We start from the raw sequence: 16,456 nt of genomic DNA, 5'->3' as shown, positions 1-16,456 counted from the left end.
AACCCGAGGTGAAGCCGCCGGAGGACGTCAAGACGCCGGAGATCAAGGAGCCGGAGCCGGTGCAGGAACCCAAGCCGGAGCCGAAGCCGGAGGAGCCGAAACCGGAACAGGCCGGGCCGAAGGACAAGGCGCCGGGCGACGACGCGCTGGACGCCGAGGGCGAAGCCTGCGCCGGCGCAGACTGCCTGACCGCGCGCAAGGGCGGCAGCGGCCTCGGCACCGGCGGAGGCGGCGGCGGGGGCGGCGGCTACGGCCAGTACGCGCTGGTGGAATCGCAGCGGGCGGCCCAGCGCGACACCACCCTGCGCCGCGTCGTCGACGGCAGCGACACGGTGCGCGGCCGCCGCGCCTCGGTGGTGCTGGCGATCTCGGTCGGGTCGGACGGGCGGATCGGCCAGATCCGCCTGGCGCAATCCTGCGGCGATCCTTCGGTCGACAACGCGGTGGTGGAGGCGGTGCGCCGCCTCGGCTCCTTCGGCCAGGCGCCGCCCAGCGGCACGCCGGTCACCCTTCGCATCCAGCTCAACATCCAGCAGTCCAGGGCATGAGGGATCTGATGTTCAAGCCAATCGGCCTCGCCGCCGCGATCAGCGTTCTCGCCGTCGGCGCGGCCCACGGCCAGACCCCGACCGAGCAGTCGACGACGCTGGCCCTGATCCGGCTGCTGGTGCAGGAGGGCATCCTGTCGCGCGACAAGGCGCAGGTGCTGCTGACCCAGGCCGAACAGGAGGCCAGGGCGGCGGAGGCGAACCAGCGGGCCAGCGGCCAGGCGGTGCCGCCCGGCACCCCGCCGGGCACGGTGCGGGTGCCCTATGTGCCGGAGGTGGTGCGCAACCAGATCCGCGACGAGGTCAAGCAGGAGGTCCTGGCCCAGGCCAAGACCGAGCGCTGGGGCGACCCCGGCACGCTGCCGGCCTGGCTCGACAAGGTGAAGCTGTATGGCGATGTCCGGGTGCGCGGCCGGGCCGACTATTACGACCCGAACAACGCCGAGTTCCTGGATTTCCAGAAGCTGAACAACGACGGCTACGGCACCAGCATCAACGACGCGCAATCCTTCCCGCCGCTGCTCAACTCGCGCGACGACCGCTATCGCGGCCAGATCCGCGCCCGGCTGGGCGTCAAGGCCGATCTCGGCGAAGGCTTCAGCACCGATATCCGCCTCGCCACCGGCAACGACCTCGACCCGGTCTCGACCAACGGCGACATGTCGATGGCGCTCGGCAACAAGAACTTCAACCTCGACCGCGCCTATATCCAGTACGAGGGCGACCCGATCGGCACCGGCGGCACGCTGAAATTCGATGCCGGCCGCTTCGGCAACCCGTTCTATTCGACCGACCTGGTGTGGGACGAGGACGTCAATTTCGACGGCGTCGCGCTGGGCTACCGTCAGCCGGTGCTGGACCAGCTGGACGCCTGGGGCGCGGTCGGCCTGTTCCCGCTGAAGGAGCTGGCCTTCTCCGCCCGCGACCAGGTGCTGTATGGCGGCCAGATCGGCGTCGACTGGCGGCCCTATGACGATGCCGCGTTCAAGCTCGGCGTCGCCTATTACGACTTCCACAACGTGCTGGGCGACCCGCGGGCGATCGATCTCGACGACCGCCGCCGCAACACCTCGGTGCCGTCCTTCATGCAGAAGGGCAACAGCCTGTGGGACGTCGGCGACAAGGGCAACCCCGCCATCGACGACGACGACCTGGTCGCCTTCGGCCTGGCCTCGAAGTTCCAGGAGTTGAACGTCACCACCTCCCTCGACATCTCGGCCTTCGACCCGATCCACATCGTGCTGACCGGCGACCTGGTGGCCAATCTCGGCTACGACAAGGACAAGGTGACGGCCCGCGTCGCCGAGACCGGCCGCAAGAGCGGCAACATGGCCTATCTCGCCCGCGTGCTGGTCGGCCATCCCGACATCCAGCACGGTAACGACTGGAACGCGAGCTTCACCTACAAGTACCTGGAGTCGGATTCGGTGATCGACGCCTTCACCGACAGCGACTTCCACAATGGCGGCACCAATGCCAAGGGCTTCGTCCTGGCCGGCAATTACGGCGTCGTCGACGATGTCTGGCTCGGGCTGCGCTGGCTCAGCAGCGACGCGATCAGCGGCCCGAAATTCTCCGTCGACACGCTGATGCTCGACCTCAACGCGCGCTTCTGACGGAGGGAATGATGCTCGCCACCCGCCATCGGACGATCCCGGCCGCTCTCCTGTGCCTCGCCGTGCTGGCCGGCCTCGCCGGCCCGGCCGCGGCGCAGGAGGAGAGCGACGTCGGCAAGCTGCGCGACGCGCTGCGCCGGGCCACGGTCGACCTGCGCACGGCCCAGAACCAGGCCAATTCGCTGCAGTCGCAGCTGAGCCAGGCGCAGCAGACCATCGCCACCCGCGACGCCGAGGCCAAGCAGCTGCGCACCCAGATCGGCCAGGTCCAGGGCCGGCTCGACGCCGCCACCGAGAAGGCGGACGGGCTGCAGACCGAGCTGGACACCGCGGCCAAGACCCTGGAGACGACCCAGGGCGAGCTGGACCAGACCCGGCGCAGCCTCGGCCGCACCCAGGGCCAGTTGCACGACACCGAAGGCCGGCGGGCCACGGCCCAGGCCGGGCTGGACCAGACCTCGGGTTTCCTCAAGGCCTGCCAGGCCAGCAACGACCAGCTCTACAAGGTCGGCCGCGAGGTGCTGGCCGCCTATGACGGCAAGGACCTCGGCGACGTGCTGACGCAGAACGAGCCGTTCACCCAGCTCAAGAGCGTCGAGATGGAGAACATCATCCAGGACCTGCAGGACAAGCTGACCGACGCCCGCTACCGGACGCCGTCGAAGTGAGGCGCCTTCCGGTCCTCGTCGCGCTGCTCGCGCTCGGCGCCGCGCCGGTCGCCGCGGCGCAGCAGCCCGAGCCGGTCGCCCGGATGGGCGCGATCGGCCTGTCGCCGGCCGAGATCGAGGCGTTCCTGCGCGGCCTTTCGCCCGAGATCCGGGCCCAGGCCGTGGCCAGCCGCGAGGCGCTGGACGGGCTGATCCGGGCCGAGCTGACGCGCCGCGCCGTCGCCGCCGAGGCGGCCAAGGCCGGCTGGGCCGACCGGCCCGAGGTCGCGGCCATGATCGACCAGGCGCGGCAGCAGGTGGTCGTCGAGACCTGGCTCGCCGCCCGATCCGAGCCGCCGGCCGCCGCGCCGTCGGAGGCCGACCTGCGCAGGATCTACGACGACAACACCGCCCGCTTCGTGGCGCCGGCGCAGCTGCGCCTGGCCCAGATCTTCCTGCCGGTGCCGCAGGGCGCCTCGGCGGAGGCGGCCGCGGCGGCGGAGGACCAGATCGGCGACCTGCGCCGGAAGGCCCGGGCCCGCGGCGCCGATTTCGCCGCCCTGGCGAGGCAGTCCTCGCAGCACCAGGACAGCGCCGACAATGGCGGCGACATGGGCTGGCTGTCCGAGGACCAGCTGCTGCCCGAGATCCGCCAGGCGGTCGCCGGGCTGGACAAGGGCGCCGTCAGCGCGCCGATCCGCAGCCAGGCCGGCTGGCACCTGATCCGCCTGATCGACCGCAGGGATTCGCGGGTGCAGGGCTTCGACGAGGTCCGGCCGCTGCTGGTCGAGGCGGTGCGCCGCCAGCAGGCGGCGGATCTGCGGCGCCGATACGTCGAAGGCCTGGTCGGGGCCGCCCCGCCGGCGATCAACGAGATCGCGGTCGCGGAGATCCTGTCCCGCCTGGCCCCCGCCGCCCCGACGCAGTGACCCGAACGGAACCGATGGAGACGATCATGACCACGCAGCAGACCCAGCCGGGCACGGCGAACGGCGCCGCCAACGGGGCGGGAGAGCGCTTTTCCCCCGACACCCGCTACTTCTCGCTGTTCCACCTGACCGCCAATGCGGCCGAGGCACAGCTGCTGGTCGGCCGCGCCCGCATCGTCGTCGGGGCCGGCCCCTCGCCCTCGGCCGAGCCGATGGCCACGGAATGGCTGGTCAGCCTGGCGATGAGCCCGGTGACGATGAAGGATCTGGCGCGCAAGCTGGCCGAGACCGTGGCGTCCTATGAGCGGACCTTCGGCCCGATCGCGGACATCCCCGGCATCGGGATCGAGGGCGCCGCCACCCCGGCGGCGGCCTGAGGGTCCGGAGATGATCCGCGCCGAGCATCTGCACCGCCGCTTCGGCTCCGTGATCGCGGTGGCCGGCGTCTCGCTCGAGGTCGGGCGCGGCGAGGTCGTCGGCCTGCTCGGCCCGAACGGTGCCGGCAAGTCGACGCTGCTGCGCATGCTGGCCGGCTATCTCGAGCCGGATGACGGCATGGCGGCGCTGGATGGCATCGACGTGCAGCGCCGGCCGATCGAGGCACGGCGGCGGCTCGGCTACCTGCCGGAGGGCGCGCCGCTATATCCCGAGATGACGCCGGCCGGCCTGCTCGGCTTCGTCGCCGGCGTGCACGGGCTGGTCGGCGGGGCCCGGCGTGCGGCGGTGGCGGCCGCGGCCGAGCGGGTCGAGCTCGGCCCCATGCTGCGCCGGCCGATCGAGACCCTGTCCAAGGGCTACCGGCGGCGCACCGCCCTGGCGGCGGCGCTGCTGCCGGACCCGCCGATCCTGATCCTGGACGAGCCGACCGACGGCCTCGACCCCAACCAGAAGCAGCAGATGCACGACGCCATCCGCGAGATGGGCCGCGACAAGGCCATCCTGGTCTCCACCCATGTGCTGGAGGAGGTCGAGGCGATGTGCGGCCGCGCCGTGATCCTGGCCGCCGGCACCATCCGCGCCGACGACACCCCGGCCGCGCTGGCCGCGCGCTCGCCCGATGGCCGCCTGGCTGGGCTGTTCCGCGCCCTCACCCTGCCGGACGCTTCGGCATCGCCGGACGCGCCGCGCCCGGCGGAGGCCGCCTGAATGCGCGCCGGCCTCGCCTTGTTCCGGCGCGAGCTGGCGGGCTATTTCGCCACGCCGATCGCCGCCGTCTTCGTCATCGTCTTCCTGGTCCTGGCCGGGGCGCTGCCGATCTATGCCGGCGACTTCTTCGGCCGCGGCGAGGCCGATCTGGAGCCGTTCTTCGCCTTCCTGCCCTGGCTGTACCTGCTGCTGGCCCCCGCCATCGCCATGCGGCTGTGGGCGGAGGAGGCGCGCACCGGCACGGCCGAACTGCTGTTCACCCTGCCGATCGGCCCCGGTGCCGCGGTGCTGGCCAAGTTCCTGGCCGGCTGGGCGGTGATGGCGCTGGCCCTGGCCCTGACCTTCCCGATGTGGCTGACCGTCGCCTGGCTGGGCAGCCCCGACCACCGGGTGATCGCGGCCGGCTATGCCGGCAGCCTGCTGGTGGCCGGGCTGTACCTGGCCGTCGCCTCCGCCGCCAGCGCCGTGACCCGCAACCAGGTGGTGGCCTTCATCCTCGGCGTCGCCCTGTGCCTGCTCGTCACCATCCCCGGCGCGCCGGCGCTGGCCGGGCTGCTGGGCGACCGCCTGCCGGCCGGGGCCGCCGACGCGCTGGCGGTGTTCGGGGTGCTGCCGCATGTCCGGCCGATCGCGCGCGGCGTGATCGACCTGCGCGACCTCGTCTTCTTCGCCACCGTCACCGGCTTCTTCCTGGTCTGGGCGTCGGTGGCGCTCGGCCTGCGGCGGGCGGGGTGACGGCGATGCGGCGCCCGCTCCGACACCGCCTGGCCGGACTTGCCGCCCTGGCCCTGGCGCTGGCGGCCACGGTCGGCGTCAATCTCTGGGCCGATGGCGCCCTGCGCGGATATCGGCTCGACCTCAGCGCGGATCGGCGCCACGCGCTCGACGCCGCCACCGGCGCCGTGCTGGGGGATCTGAGCCGGCCGGTGACGCTGCGCCTCGTCGTGTCCGACCGGATCGCCGCCGCCTCCCCCGCTTTGGCCGGCTATGCCCGCCGGGTCGAGGCCCGGCTGGAGGACTACGCCGCCGCGGCCGGCGACCGGCTGATCCTGCAGCGCGAGGCGCCGGAACCGTTCAGCGATGCCGAGGACCGCGCCGTCGCCGACGGCCTGCTGGGCCTGCCGCTGACCAGGGGCGGCGACCCGATCTATTTCGGCCTGGTCGGCAGCAACGCCGCCGACCATGTCGCCATCCCCTTCCTGCGGCCGGAGGAAGAGCCGACGCTGGACCTGCAGCTGACCCGCATGATCGCGCGGCTGGCCTCGCCGGACCGCCGCCAGGTGGCGGTGGTCAGCACCCTGCCGCTGGGCGGCGCGCTGGCCTTCGGCGGCCGGGTGCTGCCGGCCTTCACCGCCTATCGCGACATGCAGCAGGATTTCGACGTCAGGCCGATCGCGATCAATGACCTGACGGCCAAGGGCACGGCGGCGCTGGACCCCGCCGTGATCGACGTGCTGCTGCTGGTGCATCCGCGCGACCTGCCGCCGACGGCGCAATATGCGATCGACCAGTTCCTGATGGCCGGCGGCCGCGCCCTGGTGCTGGTCGACCCGCTGTCCGAGGCGGCGGCGGAGCGGCTGCCGGAGCAGGCGGCGCGCGGCGCCTCCTTCTCCGCCCTCGGCGCCTTCGGGCCGAGCTGGGGGCTGACCCTCGACATCGGCCGGGTGGCGGGCGACCGCGACCTCGCCTCCAGCATCACCGTCCGGCGCGACGACGGCCGGCCGCTGCAGCTGCAGCACCTGGTATGGCTGACGCTGCGCGAGCAGAACCGCGACACGTCCGATCCGGCCTTCGCCGGGCTGGGCCCGATCACGGTCGGCACCGCGGGCATCCTGCGGCCGCTGATGGGCGCGACCACGCAGTTCTCGCCGCTGCTGTTCACCGGCGACCACGGCACCCCGGTCGATGTCGACGAGATCGTGCCGCGCACCGACCCGCAGACGCTGTGGGCCGCCCACCCGTCGGGCAACGAGAAACTGGTGCTGGCGGCGCGGGTCAACGGCCATGCCCGCAGCGCCTTCGCCGACCAGCTGCCGGACGGCGTCGCCGTCGACGGCGCGCCGCCGCCGGGGCGGAAGCTGGAGACCGACGCGCTCAACCTGGTGGTGATCGCCGACACCGACATCCTCGACGACCGCTTCTGGGTGGCCCGCGGCCAGCCCGGGCAGCCGGCCCGCGCCTTCGCCGCCAATGGCGACTTCCTGCTGGCGCTGCTGGAGGAGCTGTCCGGCACGCAGGACCTGTCGGCGCTGCGCAACCGCGCGGCCGGCGCCCGGCCCTTCACCCGGATCGCCGAGATCGGCCGCGCCGCGGCGGCCCGACTGCAGGACAGCGAGACCGCGCTGACCGAGCGGCTGGCCCGGTTCCAGCGCGACATGGCGGCGGCGCAGGGAGCCGAGGGCGGCGCCGAGCCGTCGCGCCAGGCGATCGAGGATCTGCGCGGCAAGATCGTCGGCACCCGCCAGGAGCTGCGCGAGGTCCGGCAGCAGCTGCGCGAGGATGTGGAGACGATCGAACGACGGCTGATCTGGCTGAACCTCGCGGCCATCCCAATTCTGATTATAATATTGATGTCTTCAGTTACCGTGTTTCGGCGATTTCGCAGAATCTGACAGTTAAAATCGACATACGCCGATATATTCATCTGGCGTGATCTAAAATCATTTATAGATATAAAGTATTTTTTCTAAAATGAATTGGAAATGATTTGATTGAGTCACCTTCGAGTCTCCGGCCTGAAACAGAATCACTATATGATCAGAGTCATGGTCCGGCGAGATCTTGCAGATCACATGCCCGATTCGGCGCCCTTCTGACGCCGGACCACCCAGGTCGCTCTCGGGCAGCAGCATGATCGAAGACCGATATATCGGGGGAGCACCATGAGCCTGATCAACGGAACCGTCGGTGACGACATCATCACCGGCACCGACAGCACCGACATCATCTTCGGCCGGGACGGCAACGACCAGATCGAGGGCGGCGCCGGCAGCGACATCATCGACGGCGGCAACGGCGACGACGCCCTCTACGGCAACGACGGCAACGACGTCATCCTCGGCGGCGCCGGCGCCGATTCCATCGACACCGGCAACGGCCTGAACGTTGTCGATGGCGGCGATGGCGACGACACCATCGGCGGCGGCCTCGACACCGACATCCTGCACGGCGACGCCGGCGACGACACCATCTTCGCCAACGGCGGCGACGACCTGGTGCTGGGCGGCGACGGCCGCGACTCGCTGTTCGGCGACAACGGCAATGACACGCTGCAGGGTGGCGCCGGCGACGATTTCATCGGCGGCGGCGACGGCAATGACGTGATCGTCGGCGGCGCCGGCCAGGACCAGCTGGAAGGCGGCGCCGGCAGCGACAGCTTCGTGTATTGCAGCGTCTCGCAGAGCACGCCGGGCGCGGCCGACATCATCCAGGACTTCTCGACCGCCGATCACGACCTGATCGACCTGTCGGCGATCGACGCCAACAGCAAGATCAGCGGCAACCAGGCGTTCGCCTTCATCGGCACCGACGCCTTCGGCGGCCATGCCGGCCAGCTGCGCATCGAGCTGGTCGATGCGTCGACCGTGCTGGTCCAGGCCGATGTCAACGGCGACAAGACGGCGGATCTCCAGATCGAAGTCCACGGGATCGGCACCCTCGCCGCCGCTGACTTCGTCCTCTGATCCAGCCATCGCTGAATGGCTCCCGGAAGCAAATAATCACTAGAATCCATTTGCCTCTGACGTCGCTACTCGCTGTCTGGCTTATGTATTTATCTAAATTTACTTAGGATTCATGTCACGAATCCTCAAAGAATCGATCACGGATTCATCAGGTTAATTTGGAATCATGTGATCGGAACAGATGAGTCCTGCAACATCGACCCGCTGATCTTCCGAAAGGGTGATCAAAAAAAGGGGCGGGCCCCCCCGCCCCCCCCCCCCCCCCCCCCCCCCGACTCGACTCATCGATACGTCAGGAAGGAGACGACACTTGTCCATCCGTCTGAAGACCTGCAGCCTGCTCGCGCTCGCCGCGGGCGCTCTGCTGATCAACGCCGCCCCGGCCTCGGCCGCGGGTGCGATCTACGGCGCCGGCGCCACCCTGCCGTTCAACCTGTATCGCGCCGCCACCGGTACCAGCGCCTGGTTCGACAACTTCGCCGGCGTGGGCTTCACCAGCTGCAACCCGGCCAGCGCGAACTGCATCGCCTTTGCCTCCCTGGGCAGCGGCGCGGGCCTGACCGCGTTCCTCGCCCAGCAGTCGCCGAACGCGACGCCGGCCCTCGTGCCCTATCAGAGCTCGTTCATCCCCTACGCCGAGGGCACCAACGGCTACGGCGCGGGCTCGGCGTTCTTCGACTTCGCCGCCAGCGACGCGACCCTCACCGCCGCCCAGGTCAGCCAGTACACCAGCGCCGTCCAGCCGACCCGCCGCGCCGGCATCCAGATCCCGACCGTCGGCAGCCCGGTCGCGATCGCCTTCAACGCCACCGGCCTGACCATCAATCACGCGGTTCCGACCGGCACGAAGCAGACCACCGGTGGCTCGAGCGGCCTGTGGCTGTCGCGCCGCGCCTATTGCGGCATCTTCACCGGCAAGATCACCAACTGGAACGACCCGATCCTGACCGCCGATAACGGCGGCGTGGCGCTGACCTCCAGCCTGCCGATCAAGGTCTATCGCCGCGCTGACTCGAGCGGCACGACCTTCCTGTTCTCGCGCCACCTGGCGACGGTCTGCGTCGGCACCCAGGCCGACAAGACCACCAGCCATGCCGCGGGCAACCTCGACGGCTGGACCGGCGGCGTTGGCACCACCGTGACCTGGCCGGCCGCCTTCACCGCGGCCACCGGCAGCGACGGCGTCGCGAAGGCCGTCGCCGCGACCTCCGGCGCCATCGGCTATGTCAGCCCGGACTACACGCAGCAGTCGACCACCCCGGCGATCAGCCCGGCCCCGGTCGCTGCCAACCTGCAGAACCAGTTCGACTACAATAATGGCGGCCCGATCTCGGGCGACACCCCGCGCCCGCCGGCCCCGACCTACACCACCGCGGCCACCGCGTCCTTCGTCGTGCCGGGGACCAACACCCAGGCGGCCTGGGGCACCGCGGCCGACACCACCGCGATGCGCAACCCGACCGGCTCCACGGCCTATCCGGCCGCGGGCTTCACGCTGATCAACTTCTACGGCTGCTACGCCTCGGCGGCCAAGGTCACCGCGCTGAAGGCCTTCGTCGCGGGCTACACCGCCGGCGGCACCTATGACACCCTGGCGCGGAACTCCGCCTTCGCGCCGCTGCCCTCGACCGTGAAGACTGCGGCGAACAGCTGGGTCAGCACCGGCATCACCACCTGCCCGTAACGGCCATGAAGACTCGGTGAGGATCCTCCGGATCCTCACCGGTCTCCCAAGCCGGCCCGCATCGCCCCAAGGCGGTGCGGGCTTTTTTTATTGCGCCCGCCGGCGCCCTCGCCACCGAGGGCACATCATCGCCTCGGAAGCAAAGCGCGCATATCAGATAGGGCTGGCCGCCTTTTGCCTCAGATTTCGCGGCGCTCATCGGGCGGCAACCTGGAAGCAGGCTCCGCAGCGGCCGACCGCGCCGATCGTTCAATCCGCCCGTGGCCCGCAGCGCAGATGCCACGACGGAAGAGCTGCGCACCCCATACGCACGAACCCATCGAATCGATCCGGCCGGATGATTTCAGATATCCGAAATACCAGTGTCACGAATAAAGCGTAGATACTGTCCGTGACGCCGGCCGGACTCCAATCCATCGGAGATTTTCTTCTATCTCCGGCCCAACAACTGACGAATTCATATAGACCTTTGATGCCAAGGTCTATGGATCAGGAGGTTCGACCGATGCTGCAGCTCGGCGGGGTGACGAAGCGCTTTGGATCGGTGGCCGCGGTCGACGCGGTCACGCTGGACGTCCCCCGCGGGCAGATGGTCGGCGTCATCGGCAGCTCCGGCGCCGGCAAGTCGACGCTGCTGCGCCTGGTCAACCGGCTGGTCGACCCCAGCGGCGGCCGCATCCTGTTCGAAGGCACCGACATCGGCGCCCTGCGCGGCGCCCCGCTGCGGGCCTGGCGCGCCCGCTGCGCCATGATCTTCCAGCAGTTCAACCTGGTGAACCGGCTCGACGTCCTGACCAACGTCCTGATCGGCCGGGTCGCCGCCAGCGGCACGCTGCCGGTGATGTTCAAGCATTTCTCGCAGGCCGAGCGCGGCATGGCCGCCCGGGCGCTGGACCGGCTGGACCTGCTGCCCCAGGCGCTGCAGCGCGCCGACACCCTGTCCGGCGGCCAGCAGCAGCGCGTGGCGATCGCCCGGGCGCTGGTGCAATCGCCCGAGATCATCCTGGCCGACGAGCCGATCGCCTCGCTGGACCCGCGCAACGCCCGGCTGGTGATGGACGCGCTGCGGCGGATCAACCGGGAGGACGGCATCACCGTGCTGTGCAACCTGCACACGCTGGAGACGGCGCGCCGCTATTGCGACCGCATCGTCGGCATGGCCGCCGGCCGCATCGTGTTCGACGGGTCCCCGGCCGAACTGACCACGGGCCGGGTGCAGGCGATCTACGGCCGCGGCAGCGACGAGGCGATCGACGAGAGCCTGACCGACACCATTCCCGCGGCGGTCCCCCGGCCGGCCGCATCCCGGCCGGAACCGGCCTTCGCCCTCTGACGAACCGCCGGCCCGCGGGCCGGCCCCCGACCCGGAGAGACCCATGCCGATCGCACCTCTGCGTCGCCGCCTGGCGCTGGCCGCCGCCCTGGCCATGGCCGCCCTGGCCACCCTGCCCGCCCGCGCCGAGGATTGGCGCCAGCAATATCCGGAGCTGCGCTTCGGCATCTCCAGCAGCGAGAACGAGAAGGATTCGGTGGCCCGCTACGAGCCCTTCGCCGCCTATCTCAGCCGCAAGCTGGGCGTGCCGGTGAAGATCACCCGGGGCACCGACTACGCCGCCGTGGTCGAGGCGATGCGCTCGAACAACGCCGAATTCGCCACCTTCGGCCCGGCCAGCTACGCCCTGGCCCGCAAGGTGATGGGCGACCGGGTCAAGCCGGTGGCGGTGACGCAGGAGATGGACGGCGCCACCGGCTATCACTCGGTGATCGCGGTCCGCGCCGACAGCCCGTATCACAGCCTGCAGGACCTGAAGGGCAAGTCGCTGGCCTATGCCGATCCGAACTCGACCTCGGGCTACGCCGTGCCGCTCTACTTCATGAAGAAGAACGGCATCGACCCGGACAGCTTCTTCAGCACCACCGCCTTCTCCGGCAGCCATGAGCTCGGCATCATCGCCCTCTTGAACGGCACCTTCGAGGCCGCCGCGACCCATTGGACCAATGCCCAGCGCGGCAACATCCAGCGCATGGAGGAGAAGGGGATGATCCCCAAGGGCTCCGTGCGCATCATCTGGACCTCGGACCTGATCCCGAACTCGCCCTGGGTGGTCCGCACCGACCTGCCGCAGGAGCTGCAGGACGCCTTCACCGAGGCGCTGTTCGCCTTCCCAAAGGAGGATCCGGCGGCGCAGAAGCAGCTCAGCGACGGCCTCTGGTCCGCCTTCGTCCCGGCGAAACACGAGGATTATCTCGACATCATCGCCATCACCGAGATGAATGCGGCCGAGCGCCGCCGCCGCGGCTCCTGACCGGGGCCGCGCCATGAGCCCCGGCTCCCTCGACGGCTTCGAGCGCGGCTATCGCCGGCAGCAGGCGGAGAAGCGGTTGCGCACCCTGGGCATCGGCCTCGTGCTGGCCGCCGCGCTGGTCGCCTCGGCTCTCATCGGCGAGGTCGACCCGGCGCGGCTGGCGGCCGGCCTGCCGCAGGCCTGGGCCTATGTCTGGGGCACCGTGCCGGTGCTGCGCGCCGAGACCCTCGGTGCCGATCTGGGGGAGTGGTACTGGGGCTTCGGCACCTGGCTGCGCCTGGCCGGCGAGACCGTGCTGATGGGCTTCACCGGCACGGTGCTGGGCGGCGCGGCCGGGCTGCTGCTGTGCTTCCCGGCCTCGCGCAACCTGGTGCAGGGCCGCGCCCTGCACTTCGCCTGCCGGCGGGTGCTGGAGGTGGCGCGGACCGTGCCGGAGCTGGTCTATGCCCTGATCTTCGTCTACGCCTTCGGCCTCGGCCCCTTCGCCGGCGTGCTGGCGATCGCGGTCCACACCGCAGGCGCCCTGGGCAAGCTGTTCGCCGAGGTGAACGAGAATGTCGACCCGGGGCCGATCGAGGGCGTGCGCGCCGCCGGGGCCGCCTGGCCGGCGATCATGCGGCTGGCGGTGCTGCCCCAGGTGCTGCCGAACTTCGCCAGCTACGCCCTGCTGCGCTTCGAGATCAATGTCCGCTCCGCCTCCGCCATCGGCATCGTCGGCGCCGGCGGCATCGGCGAGGAGCTGTACCTGTCGGTGCGGCAGTTCGAATATCCCGACATCAGCGCCATCCTGCTGCTGATCATCGCCCTGGTGTCGATCATCGATCTCGGCTGCGAGGCGGTGCGCCACCGCCTGATCGGCCGCGACGCGCTGAGGATGGTGTGACCATGGCCCGGGCGACCATCACCGCGGCGGAGCTGGCGGCGCTGCGGGCCGCCCATCCCCGGCTGTTCCGCCGCTCCGCGGCCGAGCGGGCGCGCAGCTGGGGCGCCTGGATCGGCATCCTGGCCGTGTTCGGCTTCGGCCTGTGGTGGATCGACGCCTCGCCGGCGCGGATCTGGGGCGGGCTGTCGAAGCTGGGCTTCATGATCGGGCTGATGCTGCCGCCGTCGGACGGCGGCGCCCTGTGGGACTTCGCCTATGCGCTGCTGGAGACGCTGGCGATGGCCTTCCTGGGCACGATGCTGGCGGTGATCGCCGCGGTGCCGCTGGGCTTCCTCGGCGCCCGCAACATCGTGCCGAACTGGATCTTCCATTTCAGCCTGCGCCGGATCTTCGACGGCTTCCGCGGCGTCGACACGCTGGTCTGGGCGCTGATCTTCGTCAGCGCCGTCGGCATGGGACCCTTCGCCGGCATCCTGGCCATTGCCTTCAGCGACATGGCGGTACTGGCCAAGCTGTATGCCGAGGCGATCGAGGGCGCCGACCGCCGGCCGGTCGAGGGCGTGCGCGCGGCCGGGGCCAACGGGCTGCAGTCGCTGCGCTTGGCGGTGCTGCCGCAGGTGCTGCCGCTGATGCTGAGCCACGCCCTCTACTTCTTCGAATCCAACACCCGGTCGGCCGCGATCCTCGGCATCGTCGGCGCCGGCGGCATCGGCCTGCAGCTGTCCGACCGCATCCGCATCAACAACTGGGACGAGGTGCTGTTCATCATCCTGATGATCCTGGCAACGGTGGCGGCGATCGACGCCGCGTCGCGCCGGATCCGGATGGCGATCATCCGCCCGCCGGCCCGGCGCGGCTGATCGACCGGCCGCGGAGAGCTTTTCGAAACCCAGGCACCGTCATTGCGAGCGCAGCGAAGCAATCCAGGGGCCGGTGCGCACCGGCCCCTGGATTGCTTCGTCGGCTTCGCCTCCTCGCAATGACGGTGAGCAATTGGTCGGGTTGACAGCCCTTTGCCCTGGCTCATAGATTCAAAATAGAGAACTCGTTCAAAATACTGAACGATCATAGGGAGAGGCCCGGGACGTGAGCGGCAGGGGCGCGGAGCGCATCCTCGATCTTCTGGAATGGCTCGCGGCACGGGCCGAGCCGGCGGCGCTGGCCGATGTGGCGCAGACGATGGGCCTGCCGAAGAGCAGCACCTTGCTGCTGCTGCGCCTGCTGGTGGAGCGCGGCTATGCCGAGCGGCTGGCCGACGGCCGCTACCGCCTGGTCCGCCTGCCCGGCGACCGCCCTGGGGGCCGGGAGGCCTGGGCCATCCTGCTGCGCCTCGCCGCGCCGCATCTGGCCCGAGCGGTCGAGCAATCGGGCGAGAGTGTGTTCGTCGCGGTCATGGACGGCGACGAGATCCGCTACCTGAACAAGCTGCTGCCGGACCGGGAGATCCGGTACGACCGCAACATCGGCCCCACCCGCGTGCCGCACCAGGTGTCGAGCGGCGTGGTGCTGCTGGCCGGGCTGCCGGCCGCGGAGCTGGCGTCCTATTGCGACCGCCTGGGCCTGGATGCCGGGCAGCGGCGGGAGCTGCAGGCCCGCGCCGAGGCCGCCGCGCGCGACGGCTTCCATTTCAACCCCCAAGGGGTGGTCGAAGGCGCCTCCGGCGTCGCCGCGCCGATCCTCGACGGCGCTGGCCGGGCGGTGGCCGCCCTCAACATCTCCGGCCCGCACCCCCGGGTCGTCGCCAACCTGCCGAAGATCACCCGGGCCGTTTTGGACGGCGCACAGGCGATCTCGGCCGAGCTCGCCAAACGAAGCAGCAACCGCTCTGGGAGGAGCACCCGCACATGAAGCACCCCATCGCCGCCGGACTCCTGGCCATCGCCCTCGCCGCCACGACAACGACCGTCCTCGCCCAGGAGGCGAAGGTGCCCGCCGGCTATCCGGCCGACTACGCCGCGGTGATCGAGGGCTCGCGCGCCGAAGGCGGCCTCGTCGTCTACTCGAACATGGCGGACACCAACTGGCAGCCGCTGCTGCAGGGCTTCCGGGCTCTCTATCCCTGGATCAAGGTCGAGACGCTCGACCTCGGCTCCGGCACCGTGCATTCGCGCTGGGAGGCGGAGGCCGGGTCGGGCTCCCGCACCGCCGACATCCTGATCTCCGGCGCCAATGACCGCTGGGCGGCCTATGCCGGCGACGGCCGGATGATGGACTACCAGAGCCCCGAGCTGGCGGCCCTGCCCGATTTCGCCCATCCGGCACCCGGCGTCTACACCCTCTCCGCAGATCCGCTGGTCATCACCTACAACGCCGCCCTGCTGACCGACGACCAGCGGCCGACCGGCTTCGCGTCGCTGGCGGCGAAGGCGGCGGCGGACCACGGCACCTTCGACGGCAAGATCACCACCTATGACGCGGCCCGCAATTCCTTCGGCCTGGCCGCCTGGTGGAGCTTCCTCAACGCCAAGGGCGCGGATGGCTGGGCCGAGCTGGCCAAGATCGGGCCGATGATCCGCGGCGAGGTCTCGGGCGGCGCAATGAACGAGAAGATCGCCACCGGCGAATACGTCGTCGGCGTCGCCGTGTCCGGCATCACCATCTTCCCGCGGCTGGACCAGCCGGGCGGCGAGCTGCTGGGCTTCGCCTTCCCCGATGACGGCACCATCATGATGCTGCGCGGCATGGGCATCCCGAAGGGCACGGCCAACCCGAACTCGGCCAAGCTGTTCGTCGATTACGCCTTCAGCCATGCCGGCCAGACCCTGATCGGCAAGGGCGGCCTGACCCCGCTGCGCGACGATGTCGACGAGGCCGAGGTCCGCTACACCTACCAGGGCATCGAGAAGACGGTCGGCAAGGACAAGATGATCATCGCCGGCTTCGACAAGGGCCTGATCGCCGAGGCCGCCCCCTTCGTCGAGAAGTGGAAGGCGGCGATGGCGGGCCAGTGACCGCCCGCATCCCCCTCACCCGCGGCGATGGCGGGCCAGTGACCGCCCGCATCCCCCTCACCC

Annotated in this window: 16 protein-coding genes; all 16 read left to right on the top strand. The window is 70.4% G+C overall.

Annotated features, from left to right (window positions below):
• On the top strand, positions 1-548 hold a 548-nt coding region (locus BWR60_RS24075; protein ID WP_144445731.1), incomplete at its 5' end, for an energy transducer TonB family protein.
• Positions 549-556: 8 nt separating this feature from the next.
• Positions 557-2,164, top strand: a complete 1,608-nt coding sequence (locus BWR60_RS24070; protein ID WP_179221926.1) for a putative porin — start codon at positions 557-559, stop codon at positions 2,162-2,164.
• Between the two features lie 11 nt (positions 2,165-2,175).
• Entirely contained in the window at positions 2,176-2,832 is a 657-nt protein-coding gene (locus BWR60_RS24065) for a polyketide synthase docking domain-containing protein (protein WP_144445730.1), read from the top strand.
• Positions 2,829-3,740, top strand: a complete 912-nt coding sequence (locus BWR60_RS24060; RefSeq protein ID WP_088153704.1) for a peptidylprolyl isomerase — start codon at positions 2,829-2,831, stop codon at positions 3,738-3,740. Before BWR60_RS24065 ends, BWR60_RS24060 begins: the two co-directional genes overlap by 4 nt.
• 26 nt (positions 3,741-3,766) lie before the next feature.
• Complete coding sequence (locus tag BWR60_RS24055; protein ID WP_144445729.1) at positions 3,767-4,117, top strand: hypothetical protein; 351 nt, start codon at positions 3,767-3,769, stop codon at positions 4,115-4,117.
• A 10-nt stretch (positions 4,118-4,127) separates the two neighbouring features.
• Positions 4,128-4,886, top strand: a complete 759-nt coding sequence (locus tag BWR60_RS24050; RefSeq protein WP_088153700.1) for an ABC transporter ATP-binding protein — start codon at positions 4,128-4,130, stop codon at positions 4,884-4,886.
• Positions 4,887-5,621, top strand: coding sequence for an ABC transporter permease subunit (locus tag BWR60_RS24045; RefSeq protein WP_088153698.1), 735 nt, complete (start codon positions 4,887-4,889; stop codon positions 5,619-5,621).
• A gap of 5 nt (positions 5,622-5,626) precedes the next feature.
• The gene (locus BWR60_RS24040) at positions 5,627-7,498 is read left to right on the top strand and encodes a Gldg family protein (RefSeq protein ID WP_088153696.1); all 1,872 of its coding nucleotides are present in this window, start codon (positions 5,627-5,629) and stop codon (positions 7,496-7,498) included.
• A 270-nt stretch (positions 7,499-7,768) separates the two neighbouring features.
• Complete coding sequence (locus BWR60_RS38735) at positions 7,769-8,569, top strand: calcium-binding protein (protein ID WP_088153694.1); 801 nt, start codon at positions 7,769-7,771, stop codon at positions 8,567-8,569.
• A gap of 310 nt (positions 8,570-8,879) precedes the next feature.
• Positions 8,880-10,253 (top strand): substrate-binding domain-containing protein, encoded by a 1,374-nt coding sequence (locus BWR60_RS24030; RefSeq protein WP_179221925.1) that lies wholly within the window; start codon positions 8,880-8,882, stop codon positions 10,251-10,253.
• Positions 10,254-10,758: 505 nt separating this feature from the next.
• On the top strand, positions 10,759-11,586 hold the full coding sequence (gene phnC / locus BWR60_RS24025) for a phosphonate ABC transporter ATP-binding protein (RefSeq protein WP_088153690.1): 828 nt from the start codon (positions 10,759-10,761) through the stop codon (positions 11,584-11,586).
• Positions 11,587-11,629: 43 nt separating this feature from the next.
• Complete coding sequence (gene phnD, locus BWR60_RS24020) at positions 11,630-12,559, top strand: phosphonate ABC transporter substrate-binding protein (RefSeq protein WP_088153688.1); 930 nt, start codon at positions 11,630-11,632, stop codon at positions 12,557-12,559.
• Between the two features lie 13 nt (positions 12,560-12,572).
• Positions 12,573-13,442 carry a phosphonate ABC transporter, permease protein PhnE gene (gene phnE / locus BWR60_RS24015; RefSeq protein WP_088153720.1) on the top strand — a complete coding sequence of 290 codons (870 nt, stop codon included), beginning with the start codon at positions 12,573-12,575 and terminating at the stop codon, positions 13,440-13,442.
• Between the two features lie 2 nt (positions 13,443-13,444).
• Positions 13,445-14,302: a phosphonate ABC transporter, permease protein PhnE gene (phnE, locus tag BWR60_RS24010; protein WP_088153686.1), complete on the top strand. Its 858-nt coding sequence runs from the start codon at positions 13,445-13,447 to the stop codon at positions 14,300-14,302.
• Between the two features lie 226 nt (positions 14,303-14,528).
• Positions 14,529-15,290: an IclR family transcriptional regulator gene (locus BWR60_RS24005; RefSeq protein ID WP_088153684.1), complete on the top strand. Its 762-nt coding sequence runs from the start codon at positions 14,529-14,531 to the stop codon at positions 15,288-15,290.
• Positions 15,287-16,393, top strand: a complete 1,107-nt coding sequence (locus tag BWR60_RS24000; protein ID WP_088153682.1) for an ABC transporter substrate-binding protein — start codon at positions 15,287-15,289, stop codon at positions 16,391-16,393. The genes BWR60_RS24005 and BWR60_RS24000 overlap by 4 nt, the downstream gene beginning before the upstream one ends.
• Positions 16,394-16,456: the final 63 nt, after the last annotated feature.

The sequence above is a fragment of the Inquilinus limosus genome, from assembly GCF_002195995.1.
Classification (GTDB): domain Bacteria; phylum Pseudomonadota; class Alphaproteobacteria; order DSM-16000; family Inquilinaceae; genus Inquilinus; species Inquilinus limosus_C.
Note: the sequence above shows the minus strand (reverse complement) of the source record. Positions and strands in the feature narration are given on the sequence as shown.